This window comes from Camelimonas fluminis, from assembly GCF_014656355.1.
GTDB classification, from domain to species: domain Bacteria; phylum Pseudomonadota; class Alphaproteobacteria; order Rhizobiales; family Beijerinckiaceae; genus Camelimonas; species Camelimonas fluminis.
In genome coordinates this window covers 735,335-754,147 of record NZ_BNCG01000001.1, presented here as the reverse complement: position 1 = coordinate 754,147, position 18,813 = coordinate 735,335, and the positions used below count along the sequence as shown (strand labels likewise).

The 18,813-nt window shown below is 65.4% G+C and carries 16 protein-coding genes; 5 read left to right on the top strand and 11 right to left on the bottom strand.

From position 1 onward, the window contains the following. Positions 1-298: 298 nt before the first annotated feature. Positions 299-1,897, top strand: coding sequence for a serine hydrolase domain-containing protein (locus IE243_RS03190; protein WP_191317834.1), 1,599 nt, complete (start codon positions 299-301; stop codon positions 1,895-1,897). Positions 1,898-2,043: 146 nt separating this feature from the next. Here the strand turns inward: IE243_RS03190 and IE243_RS03185 are convergent, their stop codons facing one another. Next, positions 2,044-3,261, bottom strand: a complete 1,218-nt coding sequence (locus IE243_RS03185) for an ABC transporter substrate-binding protein (protein WP_191317833.1) — start codon at positions 3,259-3,261, stop codon at positions 2,044-2,046. Between IE243_RS03185 and IE243_RS03180 the strand changes: the two genes are divergently transcribed. After that, positions 3,251-3,388, top strand: a complete 138-nt coding sequence (locus IE243_RS03180; RefSeq protein ID WP_191317832.1) for a hypothetical protein — start codon at positions 3,251-3,253, stop codon at positions 3,386-3,388. The two genes, IE243_RS03185 and IE243_RS03180, sit on opposite strands and share 11 nt — an antisense overlap. Positions 3,389-3,404: 16 nt before the next feature. Here IE243_RS03180 and budC read toward each other — a convergent pair whose 3' ends face one another. From budC to IE243_RS03165, 3 genes are all read right to left on the bottom strand, one after another. Beyond that, complete coding sequence (gene budC, locus IE243_RS03175; protein WP_191317831.1) at positions 3,405-4,187, bottom strand: meso-2,3-butanediol dehydrogenase; 783 nt, start codon at positions 4,185-4,187, stop codon at positions 3,405-3,407. 35 nt (positions 4,188-4,222) lie between these two features. Then, a complete protein-coding gene (locus IE243_RS03170) occupies positions 4,223-5,302 on the bottom strand; it encodes a zinc-binding dehydrogenase (protein WP_191317830.1) in 1,080 nt (359 codons plus the stop codon). Between the two features lie 212 nt (positions 5,303-5,514). Further along, positions 5,515-7,263 (bottom strand): thiamine pyrophosphate-binding protein, encoded by a 1,749-nt coding sequence (locus IE243_RS03165; RefSeq protein WP_191317829.1) that lies wholly within the window; start codon positions 7,261-7,263, stop codon positions 5,515-5,517. Positions 7,264-7,826: 563 nt separating this feature from the next. Between IE243_RS03165 and IE243_RS03160 the strand changes: the two genes are divergently transcribed. Continuing rightward, on the top strand, positions 7,827-8,510 hold the full coding sequence (locus IE243_RS03160) for a TetR/AcrR family transcriptional regulator (protein ID WP_191317828.1): 684 nt from the start codon (positions 7,827-7,829) through the stop codon (positions 8,508-8,510). An 8-nt stretch (positions 8,511-8,518) separates the two neighbouring features. On the opposite strand, the gene IE243_RS03155 is transcribed toward IE243_RS03160, so the two are convergent. Next, positions 8,519-10,066: a flavin-containing monooxygenase gene (locus IE243_RS03155; protein WP_191317827.1), complete on the bottom strand. Its 1,548-nt coding sequence runs from the start codon at positions 10,064-10,066 to the stop codon at positions 8,519-8,521. Between the two features lie 463 nt (positions 10,067-10,529). Here IE243_RS03155 and IE243_RS03150 point away from each other — a divergent pair, with 463 nt between their 5' ends. Beyond that, positions 10,530-10,703 carry a hypothetical protein gene (locus IE243_RS03150; protein ID WP_191317826.1) on the top strand — a complete coding sequence of 58 codons (174 nt, stop codon included), beginning with the start codon at positions 10,530-10,532 and terminating at the stop codon, positions 10,701-10,703. Between the two features lie 704 nt (positions 10,704-11,407). Here IE243_RS03150 and IE243_RS03145 read toward each other — a convergent pair. The 3 genes from IE243_RS03145 to IE243_RS03135 form a co-directional block, all read right to left on the bottom strand. Next, positions 11,408-12,223 (bottom strand): SDR family NAD(P)-dependent oxidoreductase, encoded by an 816-nt coding sequence (locus tag IE243_RS03145; protein ID WP_191317825.1) that lies wholly within the window; start codon positions 12,221-12,223, stop codon positions 11,408-11,410. A gap of 371 nt (positions 12,224-12,594) precedes the next feature. Further along, on the bottom strand, positions 12,595-13,821 hold the full coding sequence (locus tag IE243_RS03140; RefSeq protein ID WP_244642682.1) for an ABC transporter substrate-binding protein: 1,227 nt from the start codon (positions 13,819-13,821) through the stop codon (positions 12,595-12,597). Positions 13,822-14,002: 181 nt separating this feature from the next. After that, on the bottom strand, positions 14,003-15,298 hold the full coding sequence (locus IE243_RS03135) for an acyl-CoA dehydrogenase family protein (RefSeq protein ID WP_191317824.1): 1,296 nt from the start codon (positions 15,296-15,298) through the stop codon (positions 14,003-14,005). 172 nt (positions 15,299-15,470) lie between these two features. Between IE243_RS03135 and IE243_RS03130 the strand changes: the two genes are divergently transcribed. Then, positions 15,471-16,460 carry a LysR family transcriptional regulator gene (locus IE243_RS03130; protein WP_191317823.1) on the top strand — a complete coding sequence of 330 codons (990 nt, stop codon included), beginning with the start codon at positions 15,471-15,473 and terminating at the stop codon, positions 16,458-16,460. Positions 16,461-16,557: 97 nt separating this feature from the next. Here IE243_RS03130 and IE243_RS03125 read toward each other — a convergent pair whose 3' ends face one another. Genes IE243_RS03125 through IE243_RS03115 form a run of 3 tightly spaced genes read right to left on the bottom strand, consistent with a single transcriptional unit; the run spans position 16,558 to position 18,726 of the window. Next, entirely contained in the window at positions 16,558-17,067 is a 510-nt protein-coding gene (locus IE243_RS03125) for an OsmC family protein (RefSeq protein ID WP_191317822.1), read from the bottom strand. 35 nt (positions 17,068-17,102) lie between these two features. Then, positions 17,103-17,888: an ABC transporter ATP-binding protein gene (locus tag IE243_RS03120; protein ID WP_191317821.1), complete on the bottom strand. Its 786-nt coding sequence runs from the start codon at positions 17,886-17,888 to the stop codon at positions 17,103-17,105. Positions 17,889-17,892: 4 nt separating this feature from the next. After that, on the bottom strand, positions 17,893-18,726 hold the full coding sequence (locus IE243_RS03115; protein ID WP_191317941.1) for an ABC transporter permease: 834 nt from the start codon (positions 18,724-18,726) through the stop codon (positions 17,893-17,895). Positions 18,727-18,813: the final 87 nt, after the last annotated feature.

Here is an 18,813-nt window from a genome sequence, read left to right as displayed (position 1 = left end):
TCAGGCGCGGCTGTCTGTAGCAACCGTCGCTATGGCGATGCCCGCAATGACGCCGGATCGCCGGTGATATGGCCGCATGATACGTTATTTTTTGTTTTTGATACGGAAGCGTACCAGCGCCCGGCGCTCCGGGAAAGTCATGTTTCCCATCGCCCCGCGCATGGCTTCGCGCCGGTGACGCCTGACTCGCCCCGCCGGTCGCCTGACAGGGCTCCAGCCTTTCCTGTTGCGCTTGCCGCCGCGCCACAGCAGCATGCGGCCAGATCCACGGCGTCTCGCCGCCAGCCGGGTGCAGAACATGTTTGTCCGCCGCATTTTTCGCGTGATCATGCTGGCCCCGGTTGGCGTGGGCCTCGCCGCCGCGCCCGCCAGCGCCCAGTCGCCCGTTGTTGTCACTGGCAAGTCGCCAGGTTTCGATGTGATCGCCCTTAACGAAGGGGGCGTCGCCAAAGCCATCAGGGAATTGCCGGACATGGTCCGCGCCGTGATGGCGCGCAGCAAGACGCCAGGCGTCGCCGTCGCTGTGGTGCAGAACGGCAAGACGGCTTACGTGGAGGGCTTCGGCGTGCGCCGGCTTGGCGAGGCTGGAGCCATCACGCCGGAAACCGTGTTCCAGATCGCCTCCATGTCAAAGCCGATGTCCGCGACGATCGCGGCGATCGCCGTGAGCCAGGGCAAGGTGAGCTGGAGCGATCCGGTGCGCCAGCGCCTGCCATGGTTCCAGCTCAAGGATCCGTGGGTGAGCGACCATGCGACGATCGGCGACTTTTTTGCCCATCGCAGCGGCCTGCCCCACGCGGCGGGCGACAACCTTGAGGATCTGGGTTTTTCCCGCCAGGAGATCCTGTCGCGCCTTGACCAGTGGCCGCTTGATCCATTCCGGGCCTCCTACAATTACGCCAATTTCGGCACGACGGTCGCGGCCGAAGCGGTGGCGGCGGCCATGGGTGAGGAATGGGAAAGCCTCGCGGCGCGCCTGCTGTTCACTCCGCTGGGCATGAACGCCACCAGCGCCCGCCACGCCGACTTCCTTGCCCGCCAGAACCGGGCCTCGCTGCACGCGCTTGTGGGCGGGCGCTTCCAGCCCCTGTACGACCGCAACCCGGACGCCCAGTCGCCGGCTGGCGGCGTGTCATCGAATGTGCGCGATGTGGCGGAATGGCTGAAGCTGCTGCTGGCGGGTGGAACGCATGGCGGCAAGCGTCTGTTCGACGCGGACAAGTTGACGCCGGCCCTGACCGCCCAGATCACGCCGCATGCGCCGTCCTCCCCGGATGAACGCAGCTCGTTCTATGGCTATGGCTTCAATGTCGGCGTTCACGCCAACGGGCGCACGAACTTTGGCCATTCCGGCGCCTTTCTGCTCGGTGCGGGAACCTGCTTCCAGATCCTGCCCTCAGCCAATCTTGGCGTCGTTGTGCTCACCAACGGCGCGCCGGTCGGCGCGGCGGAAGCGATTGTCAGCCAGTTCATGGACATCGCCCAGTACGGCGTTTCGACCCGGGACTGGTACGCCGGCTATCATCAGATGATGCAGCCAATGTTCGCGCCAGTTGGCGATCTGGCGGGCGCAACGCCGCCTGCCCATCCCGCCCCGGCCAAGCCGCTTGCCGCCTATGCCGGCGTTTACGACAACAGCTACTTTGGCCCCGTGGAGATTGTCGCGCGGGACGGCGGCCTGCAATTGCAGATTGGCCCGAAACGCAAGACCGCCCTGCTGACGCACTGGAATGGCGATGCCTTCGTCATGGCTCCCCCTTCCGGCGAGAACGAGCCCGAAGGCTCGCGCTCCTCGGTCCGGTTCGAGATGCAGGGCGACCGGGCGAAGGGGCTCGTCATCAATTATCTGGATGACGCCGGGCTCGGCAGGTGGAAACGTCAGGGCAAGACGCCGTGACGCCAGCCTGACGCTGGAGTATTTGCCCCATCTCTTTCATTTGACGCATTTTGCTTACGAAAAGCGGCCTCCACTTTTCCCGAAAATGCTCTGGCCGCATTCATGAAAACGCTCCGGGGCCAGCCCGGAGCGTTTGATGGAGCGGCTTATTTTTCCGAGCCGTCGATAATCTCGCCGAAACGCTTCCAGCCCTTGCCGTCGAAGCTCTGCAATTGCAGTTGCTGGATCGGGTGGTAGTCGGTCGGGCTGGTGCGCACGGTGATCCCGGGCAGCAGCATGGGGATCACGACGCCATTCAGGTTGGCCGCCTGCTTCATGATGTTCTCGCGGGAGAAGTCGCCGTTGCACTGATCCAGCACCTTCATCAGCACCTGGGACACCGTATAGGCGTATGTGTTGAAGGCGTCCTGCAGATTGGCGGACGGATAGTACTGCTTCATGAAGGCCAGATAGTCCTTCACCGCAGCATCGTCGGCCCATTCTGGATCGGTGGGATCCTTCAGGTAGGCGGTGGCGATGACATCCTTCGAGGCTTCGACGCCGGCCGGCAGCAGAACGCCGGCGATGGAAGCCGAGCCGTTGGAGATGTAGTGCGTCGGCTTCCAGTTGATGTCGTGCAGCTTGCGGATCGCCTGGGCGGCAAATTTGGCTGTGGCGCCGGAGATCAGGCTGGTCGCGCCGGACTGGCGCAGATTGAGGATCTGCGAATCCACCGTGGCGTCAGCGACCTCATAAGGCGCGATCACGGTCTTTTTGTCGAAATCATCGCCGAGCACATCGCGGACGCCGGCCAGATAATCCTTGCCGTAGTCGTCGTTCTGGTAGAGCACGGCGATCTTGCCGTCCGGGTGGCGTTTCAGGGCGTCGCGGGTGAAAATCCGCGCCTCGGCCCGGCCGCTGGGCGGGAAGCCCATGGTCCAGGGATGAGCCTTGTGATCACCCCATTTGTCGCCGTTCACCGTAATGAACAGGTGCGGAACCTTGCGGGCGTTGACGTATTTGACGATGGCCGAATTCGGAGCCGTGCCGATGTTGCTGAACAGGAAGGCGACCTGGTCGCTCTCCAGCAGACGGCGCGTCTGCTCGACCGTGCGCGGCGGGCTGAACCCATCATCATAGAAAATGAAGTTGATCTTGCGACCGGCGATCCCGCCCCGGTCGTTGATCATTTTGAAAAACGCCTCCTGAGTGCGGGTTTGCGTGCCGAGCGCCGACACCGGGCCGCTGAGCGAGGCGGTGTTGCCGATGCGGATTTCGGTGGCGGTGACGCCGGGCGTGTCGGCGGCGCGGACGCCATGGGAGGTCATGGCGAAAGCAGCCGTCGTCGCGCCCGCCAGCAGGGTGCGCCGGGTGATGGAATTCATCGGTATGTTCCTGGAAGGTTTTCTGGAGATCTTCTTGGAGGTCTTCTTCGAGGCCTTCCTGGAAAACCTCCAGGAAGGCGCAGGAGCCAGCCTGCTCCGTCACGCGGCGCAAGGCTGCGCCGCGTGATGGGGTTCAGCCGGTCTCAGTTCTTCGGAAGGTAAAGGTCGAGATTGGGCTGGCCGGTGGCGGCCATCAGGCCGCCGTCGACCGCCAGGGCGACGCCGGTGATGTAGGAAGCATCGCGGGAGGCGAGAAAGGCCACCGCCGCGGCGATTTCCTCCGGCTGGGAGAAACGGCCCATGGGCACGGCGTCGGACCAGCGCTCCCACAGGCCTGGAACCTCCTTGATGCCGGCGATGATCGGCGTATCCACCGGGCCGGGACAAACGGCGTTGACGCGAACGCCATCGCGGGCGTGGCTGATGCCAAGCGAGCGCGTGTAGTTGATCACCGCGCCCTTGGCGGCGTTGTAAGCGTCAAAGCCGTAATCGCCGGCCATGCCTGAAATCGACGCGGTGTTGATGATGGCGCCGCCGCCTTGCGCCTTCATCAGGGGAATGGCGACGCGGCAGGCAAAAAACACGGCGTCCAGATTGATGGCGATCACGCGCCGCCAATCCTCCGTCGCGAGGTCTGGCGTATGGACGCGGCTGCCAATGCCGGCGTTATTGAACAGGATATCGAGGCGACCGAAGGTGGCGACCGCAGCGTCGATCATCGCCTTCACCGCCGTTTCATCCGCCACGTCAGTCGCGACGAAACGGGCCCGTTCCGCCCCCAGCTCGGCGGCGAGCGCCTCGCCCTGTCCGGCGTTGAGGTCGGCGATCACCACCGCGGCGCCTTCGCCATGAAAGCGTCGGACCGCGGCCGCGCCGATGCCCGACGCCCCGCCCGTCACCACGGCGACCTGACCGGAAAATCTCATGCTGTTATCCTCCATCACGGAATCCGGCGACCGGTTTAGCGTTGCGGATCGATGACAATCTTGACGTGCTGGTCAGCCTGCCTGGCCAGTTCGAAAGCCTGGGGCGTATCGGCGAGCGCGGCTTCCATGGTCAGGGCCGCCGCGCCGTTGATCTCGCCGCTGGCGAGGCGTTTCAGGGTCAGGGCGAACTCATCGGCCGTATAGGCGAAGACGAATTCCATGCTGAGCTGCTTGTTGATGGCCATCAGCGGCTCGATCCGGTCGGCCTCCATGCAGGCGCCCACCACGACGATGCGCGCGGACGGCGGCGCGCCTTCGATGACGGCCTGCAACATGCCCGGCGCGCCGACGCATTCAAAAATCATCGCCGGACGCGTGGCGCGCCCCGTCGCCATTGCGGCGCCGCGCTCGGCGAGATTGGCGGGAACGTCGAACTCCGACCAGCGGCCATAGGGGTTTTCAACGGCCGGATCGATGACGATGTCAGCGCCCATCTTCGCCGCGGCGGCGCGGCGCATCGGCGAAAAATCGCTGGCGATAACCGGATGCAGGCCACGCGCCTTCGCCGAAGCGATGACGGCAAGGCCGATGGGGCCGCAGCCAAGCACCAGCGTCACCGCGTCCTGCGGCGCCTTCGCCATGGCCACGGCATGCTCGCCGACAGCGAACGGCTCGGTCATGGCGGCGATGGACGACGGCAGGTCATCCGGCACCGGCAGCAGCAGCGCCTCGGTCAGCACCATGCGTTCAGCGAAACCGCCGCTGAAACGATTGGAGAAGCCAACCAACTCCATGCCGGAGGGACCAGCCGCGAAGGGCATGGCCACCACGCGGGTTCCCGGCGCCAGCGTGCTGGTCGAGCCAGGGCCGTGGGCGATGATCTCGCCGCAGAATTCGTGACCGAAGACCACGCCCTGGCTGGCGTCGAGGCCAGAAGCCGAACCGCAGCGGCGGCTGAACTCTGACATCCGCTCCAGATGATCCAGGGCGTGGAGATCCGAGCCGCACACGCCGCAGGCCAGGGTTTTCACCAGCGTCTGGCCCGGCCCCGGCGCAGGTTCCGGCCAGTTCTCATTCAGTTCCAGTTTTCCCGCCCGTCGCACAATCGCGCGCATGCGTCTGCTCCCTTGTGATTTGTTCTTTGGCTGCAAGATGGCCCCGCGCTGTCATGCGAAGCCGTGCTGGAAGACATCGCGCCGGGGCGTGGAGACGCAGCGGCGTCCGCGCCCCACGCGCGATGTCATTGTGAGCCATTTCCTTGCAGGAAACGCCATGCGCCGCTCCGGCTGCGTCACATCCGCCGGGTCAGGCGCAATGGCCTTCTGGATCAATCCTTCTTGCGATAGCCCGGGATCGGGATGTTTTCGTAATAGGGCACCGGAATCTGGCCCTCGGCCTCCAGGTCGCCGACCATGGCGGCCGTGACCGGGTGCATCACGTCCGGATCAACGATGATGTTGATGCAGGACGGCAGCTCCTGGGCCTGGGCGCGGCGAATGGCCGGGCCGATATCGGCGAATCGCGTCACCTTCTCGCCATGGCCGCCGAAGGCGCGGGCGACGTCCTGGTAGTCGGTCTCCGCCAGCTTGACGACGGCGAGATGCTGGCGGCCAAACACCAGCTCCTGCCCATGCTGCGACATGCCCCAGCAGGCGTTGTTGAAGACGATGGTGGTCACCGGCAGACGGTGGCGGACCATGGTGTCGAACTCGGCGATGTGAAAACCGGCGGCGCCGTCGCCAAGGAACAGGGCGACCGGCGCGCGCGGCCGGGCGCGGGCGAGGCCAATGGAGAAGCCCTGGCCAATGCCGAGGCACCCCAGGTAGCCGGTGCCGGCGTTGAGGCCGATGGCGGGCGTGCGGGCGAACGGCCGGAACCAGGCTGGGGCCTCGCCGCCGTCCCAGGCGATGGCGGTGTCGGGGCTCAGGGCCTCGGCGACGGCGCGGGCGGCGTGATACGGATGAATGACGCCAGCGGCGTTCTCCACCGGGGTCTTGTCGAAGGCAGAGCGAAACAGCTGCGGGCATCCCTGCAGCAGCTTGCACCAGTCGGCGCGGTCCCGCCATGTCGCCCCGGCGCCACGCGCCAGCAGGGCGCTGAGCGTTTCGGCCACATCGGCGGTGATCGCCAGCTCCGGCGCGCGCAGGCGGCCGATTTCGGCCTCGTCGATATCGATCTGCACCAGCTTCGCCGCATGGGGAATGACGGCGCCGGAACGTCCGCCAAGGAACAGGCCGGTGCGCGCGCCCAACAGCACCACCAGATCAGCCGGCGCCTTGTGCGCCATGGCCGCCATGGCTAGATTGCCCGAGCCCCCGCCGGCCTGGGGGTGATCGGACGGCAGGATGCCGGCGGCCTTGTTGCTCTCGAGCACCGGAACCGAGGACATTTCGGCGAACTGGCGCAGCAGCTCCGCCGCCCGGGCGTTGGCGGCGCCGCCGCCGGCGATGATTGCGGGGCGCTCGGCCTGTTGCAACAGCCCGATCAGACGGTCGACGGCGGCCAGGGTCGGGGCCGGCCGCGCGGCCATCGCCGGCAGGCGCGGCATGGCCAGATCAGCTTCGTCAGCCAGGCCGAACATGATGTCGATCGGCATTTCAAGGAACACCGGACCAGGACGACCGGAAGTCGCCAGGCGCACGGCCTTTTCCACCAGGTCCGGAATGCGCTCCACATTGGTGATGCGGTGCGCCCATTTCGTCACCGGAGCCGCCATGGCCACCTGGTCAAAGCCGCCCTGCAGCGGATTGGTGGCGACCTCGCGCAGCGGCGGCGCGCCAGCGATGAACAGCACCGGCGTGGCGTCGAGCCAGGCGTTGACGAAGGAGGTCAACGCGTTGGCGAAGCCCGGGCCGGCGGTGATAACGCAGACGCCAATCTGGCCGGTGGCGCGGGCGTAAGCCTCGGCGGCATGGCCGGCGGAAGCTTCATGGCGGGTGTCGGTGAGGCGGATGTCGCTGTCCTGACAGGCGACCAGGAATGAATCGAGATGCCCGCCGTGCAGCGTGAACACCTCCGAAACGCCCAGCGCCCCCAAGGAACGCGCAAGGGCGACGCCGCCATTGATCTCCGCCATGTCTTCTCCCTTTCCTGCCCGCCGCGCGGGCCAGGGCCAAATCCATTTCAAACCGAAACGGAACATCGCCCTGCCGATCTGATCTGTCCGCGTTCAGGAGAAAACCCGTTCATCCTGAACCGGATTTTGTCCTGGCTTCCTGGCTGGACGCCCCTTCCCTTCGGAAAGCGGCGTCTGTGGCCCGCCGCACGCAAGGCGTGAATGGGCGCATCAGGTCGCGCCTGGCGCAGCGGGCGCGGACTGTCAGGGAAAGGCGTGGAGGCGCGAGGGACAGGACCGGGCGCGCCGCGCCCCATGCCGCCGCGCCCTGCCCGGCGCCTTGCGGCGATCCTGTCCTGAAAACCGCCGCGCCGTCATTTTCACGGTGCGGCGCCTGTCGCGCGATCTGCGGCCTGCTCCTGCGGTGCGTTTCCCGGCGCCTGTTGGGCGGCGACCTGTTGGAGAAAAATTTAGAGAACACTCTAAAATTGTCAATGCCCATAAAATGGCTTTATGCTGGGCCCGCTTCCGGAAGCTGTTGCAGCTTCCATTGCCCCCTGACCCATCCTGACATGATTGAGCTGATGGCCCCGCCCTGCATCGACACCGCCGCCAACGCCGTCGCGTCCAGCGTCCTTTCCGGCCACGAAGCCGGCAAGCAGGAGCGCCGCAACCGGATTGTCACGGCGGCGTCCGACATTATCCGGGAAGCAGGAATTGACGGCGTGACCGTCGAGGCGATCGCCCGCCGCGCCAGCGTCAGCCCGGCGACGGTCTACAATCTGTTTGGCAACCGGGCGGCGATCTTCGACCACATCTTCGATGTCGACATGGCCCGGTATGATGCGCTCGTGGCGGCCCGGGCCGGGGCCGGACCGGTGGGAATATTCTTTGAGGCCATTGATGTCGCGACCGGCCTCTACGCGCGTCAACCCGACTATTACAAGGCGTTGATGCGGCTGAGCGAGCGCGACGGCCAGCTCTACGTCAGCTTCAGCCGCCCCCGCCACGCCTTCTGGATTCGGCTGGTGCGCCAGGCCCAGGCCGCTGGCGCGCTGACGCCTGACCTCGACCACGAGGCGGCGGCTGGCGCCCTGGCCGCCATCGCCCGCGGCGCCCTGTATTTCTGGGTGGAGGGCCGGGCCTCGCTCGCCCAGCTACACCACCAGTTCAGCTACGGCTTCGGGCTTGTGCTGCTGTCCATGGTGACGGACGCCGGGCGCGCCACGGTGCGCGCCCGCATGAGCGCGCCGTTTCCGCACGGCTGAAGCCCGCCTCAGGCGTAGCGCAGGGTGGTTTCGTCCAGATCGACGGCGGGCAGAATGTCCTTGTCCAGCCAGTAGTCCTGAGTGTGGCGCCACTCCGGCCGGTCGCCCTGTTTCGGCAACAGGTGCAGGCCGCGCAGGAGATAGCCAGGATTGAAATCGTCCGCATCCACCCAGGGCGACAAACGCATGTCCTGGTCCTCGGGGCGCAACTGCGGCGTGACCCGCTCCACCCCCATCTCCTGCATGTGACGCAGCAGGCGGCAGACGAAATCGGCGATGATGTCGACGCGCAAGGTCCAGCTGGCGCGGAAGTAGCCAAACACCCAGACCATGTTGGGCATGCCGGTGAACATCAGCCCACGCCAGGTCACCGTGTCAGCAAAATCCAGCGGTTTGCCATCAATGGTGAAAGCCACGTCGCCCAGTACGTTGAGGTTGAAGCCGGTGGCGGTGACGATCACGTCGGCCTCCAGCACGTCGCCGGATTCAAGCGCAATGCCATCCGGCGTGAAGCTGCGGATGCGGTCGGTGACGACGCTGGCCTTGCCATCGCGGATAGCGGTGAACAGATCGCCGTCCGGCACGAAGGCGATGCGCTGCCGCCACGGCCGGTAGGTCGGCGCAAAGTGCGGCTCCACTGGCGCGGCGTCACCCAGATGCAGGCGCACATTGGCGAGCAGATCGGCCCGCACCGCGTCTGGCTGCGCCGCCGCGCGATCGGCGAACGCCTTCTGGTCGAGGAGGATCTTGCGGCGGACGATCTCGTGAATCCACTCTTCCTTGACCTCAAGCTGACGCAACGTATCAGCCAGCTCATTGGCGTTGCGACCCGTCATGAAATAGGTCGGCGAGCGCTGCAGCATGGTGACGCCGGCGCATTTTCCCGCCAGCGCCGGCACCAGCGTCGCCGCCGTCGCGCCCGACCCAATCACCACCACCTTCTTGCCCGCGACATCGAGATCGTCCGGCCACTCCTGGGGGTGAACGATTCGCCCCCGGAAATCGGCCATGCCCGGCCATTCGGGCGTGTAACCCTTCTCATGCCGGTAATAGCCCTGACACATCCAGAGGAAACGGGCGCGCACCGTCCGCACCTCCCCGGAGGTCAGATCGCGCATCTCCACGGTCCAGCGATTGTGGGCGCTGTCCCAGGAGGCGCTTTCGACCGCCGTGCGATACTGGATATGCCGGTCGAGATCGTTTTCGGCGATGACCTCTTTCATGTAGCGCAGGATCTCTTCCGAGGTGGCGATCGGCGCTCCGGTCCAGGGCTTGAAGCGATAGCCGAAGGTGTAAAGATCACTGTCGGAGCGCACGCCGGGGTATTTGTGCGTGAGCCAGGTGCCGCCGAAACTTTGCGCGCGCTCCACCACCATGAAGCGCAGATCCGGACATTGACGCCGCAGATGCCAGGCGGCGCCGATGCCCGAGATCCCGGCGCCGACAACCAGCACGTCGACATGATCAACTGCGCCGGCGCGCGCGCCGCGCCGTTGCCCCTCATCAACAGGAGAGCCCTGCGCGTCATCCCGGTCCTGCGCCACCTCAAGCGTCATCGGCGTAAGCCTTCCCTGCTCGCAAGATGCCTGTTGTTATATGTTATATGGCAACATGAACCAGCCGCCCGCCCATGTCCACCCGCCATGAATCCTGGGGCGCGTGGCTCCGGCGCCCGCCGGGCAATGCAAATCCAGCCAGAAATACCCCGCATTGACGCATAAAACTCAACGGAAGCACCAGTCATTACCCAAATATGAAATATAGAATTATTATAAATATACACTTGCGCGATACGCCGGCGCGTCAATCGCCATATCTTCTGGGCAACAGCATAAAACGACCCTGTATCCGTTGATCAATCTCCTTGAAGAGCGCCGACGTCACCAGGCGGCTCGCGCTGTCCCCGGCCTGTCTGCTGAAAAAACAGGCGCGCTTCGCTGTGAACAAATTCCGCAAAAGTCCGTCGCCGATGCGAAAGAACGCCTTGAATTACAAATGGTATCGTATTAAACGCAACACATGGCTGAACTTGAAGAACTCCTCGAACGCCTCAAAGCAGAGCAGCGCGACATTATCGAGCGCGCGGCCCAGTCCAAGGCAACGCCAGCGCGCTCGGCGATCCAGCGCATCGGCGAGCTGGAACTTGCCATTGGCGCAGTTGAACAGCTCATCAACGAGACTGAAGGGCAGTAACGGCTGCCCTCAGTCACCTAACTGCAATTACAATTTGCAGATGGTCGGCGCATTATCATTCCCGCAGCGCCGGCATGACTTGCGGTTCGATACCGGGAACGCATGGGCCCTTGGGGGGAGCAGGCGTTTTTTCCAGCTCTCCCGTTCCACCCGTCACCTGGGTTGAGCATCATCCTGGCCCTGATTACGTCTGGGGCCTGGCTCATGACCAAGTCATAAACGGCTTCGCTCCAGCGGGAGTCTGTGGATGGGAATATTAGCCATTCACATTATTTCCGACCAAAACGATCTACTTCAGGCCTGAAACCAGGGACGCATCGCGCCAGATGACGATGAGGCGCCCCCGCGACCTGCAAAGCGCGCATCTGTGTGGCGCATCCCCTTGCAGGAAACGCCATGCGCCACCAATGCCCCCACCAAAATCCGGTCGTCTGGCTCACCGGTTTTGCCATGAGCCGCGTCTGCGCAGTGGGCGCCAGTTCGCGTGGGCATCCGCATCCCGCCGCAGCCGAACGGGTTCTGACCGGCAACACCGGCGCAGCGCCGGCCTTCCTGCAAAGCTGACTGACCCACCCTGCCCGCTTGCCGGTTTACCCCCTCGCAGCTTCCCCATTCAGGCAGCCGGCGGCGCATCGCCATGCGCCGCCCGATCCCGCGAGATCCCCCGCCATGCCAGGCGCGAGAGGTGTTCGCGCCGGATTGGCTCAAACGGCGTGGGCAATGGCCTCCTGAAGGCGCCCGGAACGCCGGCTCAGGAAGATTTCGGTTTCCTTGTGGGTGATGATGTAAAGATCGCCGCGTCGCATGGCTCCGACCACCATGTCGCCTACGGCTTTCACGTCAAGCGTACGACCTTCAAGCGCCCCGGAATCCCTGTCGGTATATGGCTTCACGGCTTCGGGCCCGCCAAACTCGGCCGGGCGGTTACGGTGGCTTTCATCAATGGCGGTGGCGACCCGCATGGGGCACAGCACGGACGCGCCAATATTGAATGGCTTGCCGTCCTTGGCGACGCACTCAGCCAGGGACACTACCGCCGCCTTCGTCACCGAATAGGGCGCCAGATTGCGGTTGCTGATGAGACCGGCGAATGACGCGGTGAACAGGAAATGGCCACCCTGATTCTGCCCGATCATCCGCGGCATGAATACTTCCACTCCGTGCACCGGCCCCCACAGATTGACGTTCACCGTCCATTGCCAGTCCGCGTGGCTCATTTCGTGCACGGGACCAAACACGCCGACGCCGGCGTTGTTGAAGACGATGTGCACCGCGCCGAACCGCTCCCATGCGGCGTCGGCCAGCGCCTCCACAGCGGCGCGATCGGCCACATCCGTGCGCACGCCAATCACCTCCGCGCCAGAGGCCGCAAGCTGGGCGACGGCGCGGTCGAGCGCCCCCTGCTCGATGTCGGCCAGCACAAGCCTGACGCCCTCCCGGGCGAGCGATTCCGCCGTCGCATAACCAATGCCGCTGGCCCCGCCAGTAATCACCGCAACCTTGCCGGCCAGATCCTTCATGAATTTCCTCCCAAACCGTTTCCATCAGACCAGGCGTCGTTGTTGCGCCCGGGACTACACAAATCTCAAACAACCATACATCCGGTTCATGAAAATACCGGATAAAAACCCGTCAACACCTGGACACGCCATATCCGTTGCTTCACGCACCCTGCAGCAGACCGCGAGGATGCTGACGTATTCACAACCTGCAATGCTCAAATCCGTCTGCCGCATGTGCACGCGGGGGCGTGCGGCGCGCAGCCGGATGCAGTCACTTTGCCCTCACCGCAGACCAACGGGCCTGACTTGCCGGGTTAAGGCGCCACGCGTTGATCGCGCGCTGCTCCTGAGACAGCACGACGTCCACCCCTCAGAAAAGGCCATGTCGCCTATTCCGCGACGGCGATCACGTCGCCGGACAGTTTCCAGCGATCGCCCTCGAAACGGGCCAACTGCATGGCCTGGATCGGCACATTCCGGTTCGGCCCGGTTTTGGCGACGATGCCGGGGAGCGTCATGGCCGGCTTGAAGTTGAGGTTGCGCGCCTGCTTCATGATGTTTTCGGGCGTCACGTCCTGGCCCGCCTGGCGCAGCGTCTGCACCAGCCCCTGGGCCATGGTGTAACCCCAGACCGCCCAGGTGTCATAGGCGTCGAGATTGGGCGCATAACTCTTCATGAACGCCAGATAGTCGCGGACTTCCGGATCATCCTTCCACGTCGGGTCGCCCGGGTCCTTGATAAGGAAGCCGGATACAACGCCCTGTGACTTCTCGAATCCGGCCGGCTTCAGGGTGCCGGCGATGGTGTTGGTGGTGCTGGAGAGAACGTGCAGCGGCTTCCAGCCGATCTCGTAGATCTTGCGGATGGCCTGGGCGCCGAATTTGGGCGTGGCGTGGGTGAACAGCACGTCGGCGCCGGAATTGCGCAGGGCGATGATCTGGGAATCCACCGTGGGATCGGTGATCTGGTAGCTCGCCTCGGCGACGATCATCTTTTTGGCGTTCGCGCCCAGCCCTTCCTTGAAACCGCGAATGTAGTCGCGGCCGGAATCATCATGCTGGTAAAGAATGGCGACCTTCGCGTCCGGCTTTTCCTTCAGCACATATTTGCCGTAGACCTTGCCTTCGCTCTCGTAGTCAATCTGCCAGCCGATGGTCCAGGGGTATTTCTCAGGCTGGTTCCAGAAACTCGCGCCGCTGGAGACGAAAAGGTGCGGAACCTTGCGGTTGTTGAGATATTTGTGCACCGCCAGATTGGTCGGCGTGCCGACGCTGCCGAAGATGGCGAGCACATTCTCCTGCTCCACCAGCTTGCGGGTCTGCTCCACGGTCTTTGGCGGCGAATAGGCGTCGTCGAGGCTGATGAGATTGACCTTGCGGCCGTTTACGCCGCCCTGCTCCGCATTGATCTTGCGCAGCCAGGCTCCCTCGACCTGGCCAATAATGCCATAGGCCGAAGCGACGCCGCTGAACGGCATGGTCTGGCCGATCCGAATGTCGCCCGTTTCGGCGGCGGCGGCGCCGCCCAGGCCGGCGGCGATCCACGCCGCGACGCCCGCGACCAGCAGGGCGCGGCGACGGCTCATGATCGGGGCGTTGCGCGGAGCGGCGTTCATGGCGTTCCTCACGTTGCGGCGGCCAGGTCGGCCAGGTTTTCCCGGCGCATCGCCAGACGCAAACGCCGGCTGGCGATGTGAATGATGCTGATGTGGATGATTGTGACCATCCGCCAATCATCTGGCAAACCGCGCGGCGTCGCAAACGGACGCCGCGCCCTACCCTGGTCCCAAAGTCCGCTCAGGCAGCCCTGGCTTCGATTTCGGCGAGCAGACTGCCGTATTTGGCCAGCGCCGCCTCGCGCAGATGCGGGATGTAGCGCGTGGGGAACTTGCCGCTGGTCGCCTCGTAGTCGCGCAGCACCTGGCGGGCGACAGTGACCTTGTGCACCTCGGCCGGGCCGTCGGCCAGACCCATGTGGAAGCTCTCGATCACCTGCTCGGCAAACGGCATGTCCGGGGTCACGCCCAGCGAACCGTGAATGTGCAGGGCGCGGGAGGCCACGTCGTGGAACACCTTGGGCATCAGCGCCTTGATCGCGCCGATATCCTTGCGAACAGCCAGATAGTCCTTGTACTTGTCGATCTTCCAAGCGGTGCGCAGGACCAGCAGGCGGAACTGCTCGATCTCGGCCCAGCTGTCAGCGATCTTCTCCTGCACCATCTGCTTTTCAGCCAGCAGCGTGCCCTGGGTGGTGCGGCTGAGAACGCGCTCGCACATCATGTCGAAGGCGCGGCGCACCTGGCCGATGGTTCGCATGGCGTGGTGGATGCGCCCGCCGCCGAGGCGCGTCTGGGCCACGACAAAACCGCCGCCGCGCTCGCCAAGCAGGTGATCCTTCGGCACGCGCACATTGGTCAGGCGCAGCCAGGCGTGGCCAGGCTGGCCGTGGTGGCCGACCGGCATGTTGCGAACCATCTCGATGCCGGGGGTATCGGCCGGAATAATGAAGGTCGACAGGCGGCGGTATTCACCGGCGTCCGGGTCTGTCACGGCCATCAGCAGGTAGAAACTGGCGACGTGAGCGTGGGACGAGAACCACTTTTCGCCATTGATGACCCATTCGTCGCCCTCCAGCACGGCGCTGGTGGTGAACACCTTGGGGTCCGCGCCGCCCTGCACTTCCGTCATGGAGAAGCAGGAGACGATGTCGTTGTTCAGAAGCGGCTTGAGATACCGCTCCTTCTGGGCCGGCGTGCCGTAGTGGGCGAGAATCTCGGAGTTGCCGGAATCAGGCGCCTGACAGCCAAAAACGATCGGACCGAACTTGGAGCGACCGAGGATCTCGTTCATCAGCGCCAGCTTGACTTGGCCGTAACCAGGACCGCCCAGCTCCGGCCCGAGGTGACAGGCCCACAGACCGCGCTCCTTGACGATCTTCTGCAGCGGCTTCACCAGCGCATTGCGCTTCGGGCAGCGCACGTCATAAGCCTCGAGATCGAGATAATCGAGCGGCTCGACCTCCTCGGTCATGAACCGGTCAATCCAGTCCAGCTCAAGCTGAAATTCCGGATCGGTTTCAAAATCCCATGCCATGCGGGCGTTTCCTCGCTGTCTGCAATCAATGCTTCATTCCTATGATTGGATAGCGCGAACCTTACGTCCAATTTTGATTTATCGCGCCGACGATCCAGACCTGTTATAGATCGCCGCCGCGTGACAGACTCACGACCCGCGTTATCCGCCTGAACGCCACGGACACTTCGCCATGGACCTCGACGCCACGCCCTTCCGCTATTTCCTGACGGTCGCCGAGGAGCGTTCGTTCACGCGCGCGGCGCAATTGCTGCATGTCTCGCAGCCGGCGCTGTCGGCGCAAATCCGCGAATTCGAGCGGCGGCTGGGCTTCGCCCTGTTCCAGCGCACCAGCCGGCGGGTCGAACTCACGGCGGAGGGGCGGCTGTTTCTCGGCAACGCCCGGCGCATGGTGGCGGAAGCGTCGTGGGCCAATCAGGCGGCGCGGGAGATCCGCGACAACGAACTGCGCATCGGCGCGCCGTTCTACACGCTGCACATTCCCGAACGGCGACGGATGATGGACACCCTGGTCTCCAGCCACGCCGACATCCGCCTGCGCATCTTCGACAAGACGCACGAGCGGCATTATCTCGACCTGTCGCGGCGGGAGCTGGATCTGGCGTTGCTGGTGGAGCCCGCCGACGTGACGGCGGCGGCGGACAACGCGGTGACGGAAGCGGACTGGCCGGGCGGCATGGAGCGGCAATCGCTGGCGGAACGGCGGTTGTGCCTGCAGATCCCCCGCGAGCACCCGCTGGCGGAGCAGGATGCGATTCCGGCGACGGCGCTTGACGGGTTGCGCATCGTCATGCCCAACCGCTCATTGGGCGCGCCGCTGTCCGTGGCCATTGGCCGGGCGGTCCGCGAAGCCGGGGCGCTGACCATCCGCCCGCCGGAAGGGCATCCCATCGCCGTGGAGCGCTATGGCCGGCTGTCGCGCAATATCGCCATTTCGCTGGGCTGGTTCGACATTCACCACGACGATGATGGCGAGGATGTCATTGTGCGGCCCATCGACGGGCTCGACCTGCGCACCAGCCTGACGCTGGTGCGTTTCCACGGCGAGCAGCGGCCAGCGGCCGCCATGGTCTGGAAATCGGCGCGCCAACTGATTGCCGGCGCGCCGGCGACGCTGGATTTCTCGCGGCGCCGGCAGCGGTTTTCACAGGAAGACGCCTGACGGGATTGCTGCGTCAGGGCCGCCGCATGGCGCAAGAGAAGGCCGGACAGACGCCACAGCGCTCCGGTCAGCATGAACGGAGCGCTGTTCTGAAGCCTCAGCTGCGGTTGGTGGTCACCGACAGCTGCGGTTTGTTGTTGAGCGTCTGGAACACCACGCAATAGCGCTCGGTCAGTTTGATGAGCTGGTCGATCTTCTCCTGCGGCGCGTCGGTGTCGAGATCGAAGCTCAGGCGAATGGCGCTGAAGCCCACCGGAGCCTCCTTGTCGACGCCGAGGGTGCCGCGAAAATCCAGTTCGCCCTCAGCCCGGACCACGCCGGCGCGCAGCGGAATTTCCAGCGCGGTGGAGACGGCCTTCAGGGTAACGCCGGCGCAGGCCACCAGCGATTCCAGCAGCATGTCGCCAGAGCACAGCTCCAGCCCGGAACCACCGGAGAGCGGATGCAGGCCAGCGGCGGCGATGGCGCGGCCGGTCTCAACCTTGCAGGAGATCGACTGGTCGTCGATGGCGCCCTGCGCCTTCAGGGTAATGACGGCGGCGTCGGGGGCATCCTTGTAGCGCGCCTTGATCGGGGCCTGCATCGCCCGCAGTTCCTGGGAGTCCATGACGTCGTTTCCTCTGGATAAAGCAATGTTCGGGATCACCACCACAACGCGCCGCCGGCGGGCGCGGCCTGTCCCGGCGGATGCTGCGGGTTAAGCGAATTGTCCAGCGCCTTCAGCACGCGCCGCTTGGCCGCGTCGAAATTCGGCGACATGCGGTCGCGCGGGCGCGGCAGATCGACGGGGATTTCCTCATAGATGCGGCCGGGGCGCGGCTGCATGACGATGATGCGGTCGCCCAGCGTCACCGCCTCCTCCACGTCGTGGGTGACGATCACCACCGTCGGGCGGCTTTCCTCCCACAGGGCCAGCAGATGGTCGTGCAAGCTGGCGCGGGTGAAGGCGTCGAGGGCGGAAAACGGCTCGTCGAGCAGCAGCGCCTTGGGCCGGGGCGCCAAGGCGCGGGCAATGGCGACCCGCTGCTGCTGGCCGCCGGAGAGTTCGCGCGGCCAGCGGTCGCCATAGCCGGCGAGGCCGACGCGCTCCAGCGCCTCGTCAGCGCGCTGGCGGCGGGCGGCGCGCGGCTGGTCGCCGAGGCCGAAGGCAACGTTGTCACGCACCGTGAGCCACGGCAGCAGGCGCGGCTCCTGAAACACGATGCCGATCGCCGGATGCGGCGTCGTCACCCGGTCGCCGTCGATTTCGATGAATCCGGACGACGCCTGGTCGAGCCCGGCGGTGAGCCGCAGCAGCGTGGTCTTGCCGCAGCCCGAGCCGCCGACGATGGCGGCGATCTCGCCGGCCTGCACGGCCAGATCGACCTGCGACAGCGCCGCCACGCCGCCGCCGGCGTAAGTCTTGGTGAGGTTGGCGAAGGTCAGCATGTGGTCACAGCCTCGCGCGCACGGTGTCGCGCCACGCCAGCAGCGGGCGGGTGGCGACAACGAGGGCCTGGTCGCACAGTTTGCCGAGGATGGCGAAGGTGATGATGGCGGCGAGAATCTGCGCCGGCTTGCCCAGCTGCTGGCCATCGACCAGCAGGTAGCCGAGGCCCTCCGAGGCGCCCATGAACTCGGCGGCGACCACGAACATGAAGCCGAGGCCAAGGCCGGAGCGCAGGGAGATCACCCACTCCGGCAGCACGGCCGGCAACAGCACCCGCGTCGCCATCTGCACCCGGCCCAGCCGGAAAACCCGGCCGACCTCGACCAGCTTGCGGTCGATCGAGCCGATGGCGCCCATCACGCCGAGGTAGACCGGGAAGAACACGCCGACGGCGATCAGCGCCACCTTCGACGCCTCGAAAATGCCGAGCCAGAGAATGAACAGCGGCACCCATGCGATGGAGGGAATGGCGCGCAACGCCTGGATGGTCGGGTCCAGCGCCTGGCGGGCGAGGCCCGAGGCGCCGGTGAGCAGACCGGCAAGCGTGCCGGCAATGGCGCCGATGGCGAAGCCGGCGAGCACGCGCCACAGGGTGGTGAGCAGATGCGTCCACAACTCGCCGCTGGCGGCAAGACGGGCCAGTTCACTCCAGATCTGGCTGGGCGGAGGCATCAGGCGGCCATTGGCAAAGCCGCCGGCCACCGCCAGCTCCCAGCCTGCGGCCAGCGCCACGGGCAGGATGACGCCCACCAGCCAGACGCCGCCGATGCGGCCAGCGGCCGAACGGGCCGTGCGCGCCCGGCCGGCCGCGTCCTGCTGCGGCGCGTCGCCATCCATATCCGCGGCCGCGTGGGCTGCAGGCGCCTGGAGCGTCATGACCTGTCCGTTCCCTTCCCCTGATATTGTCGCCCGGCCCGTTCCCTG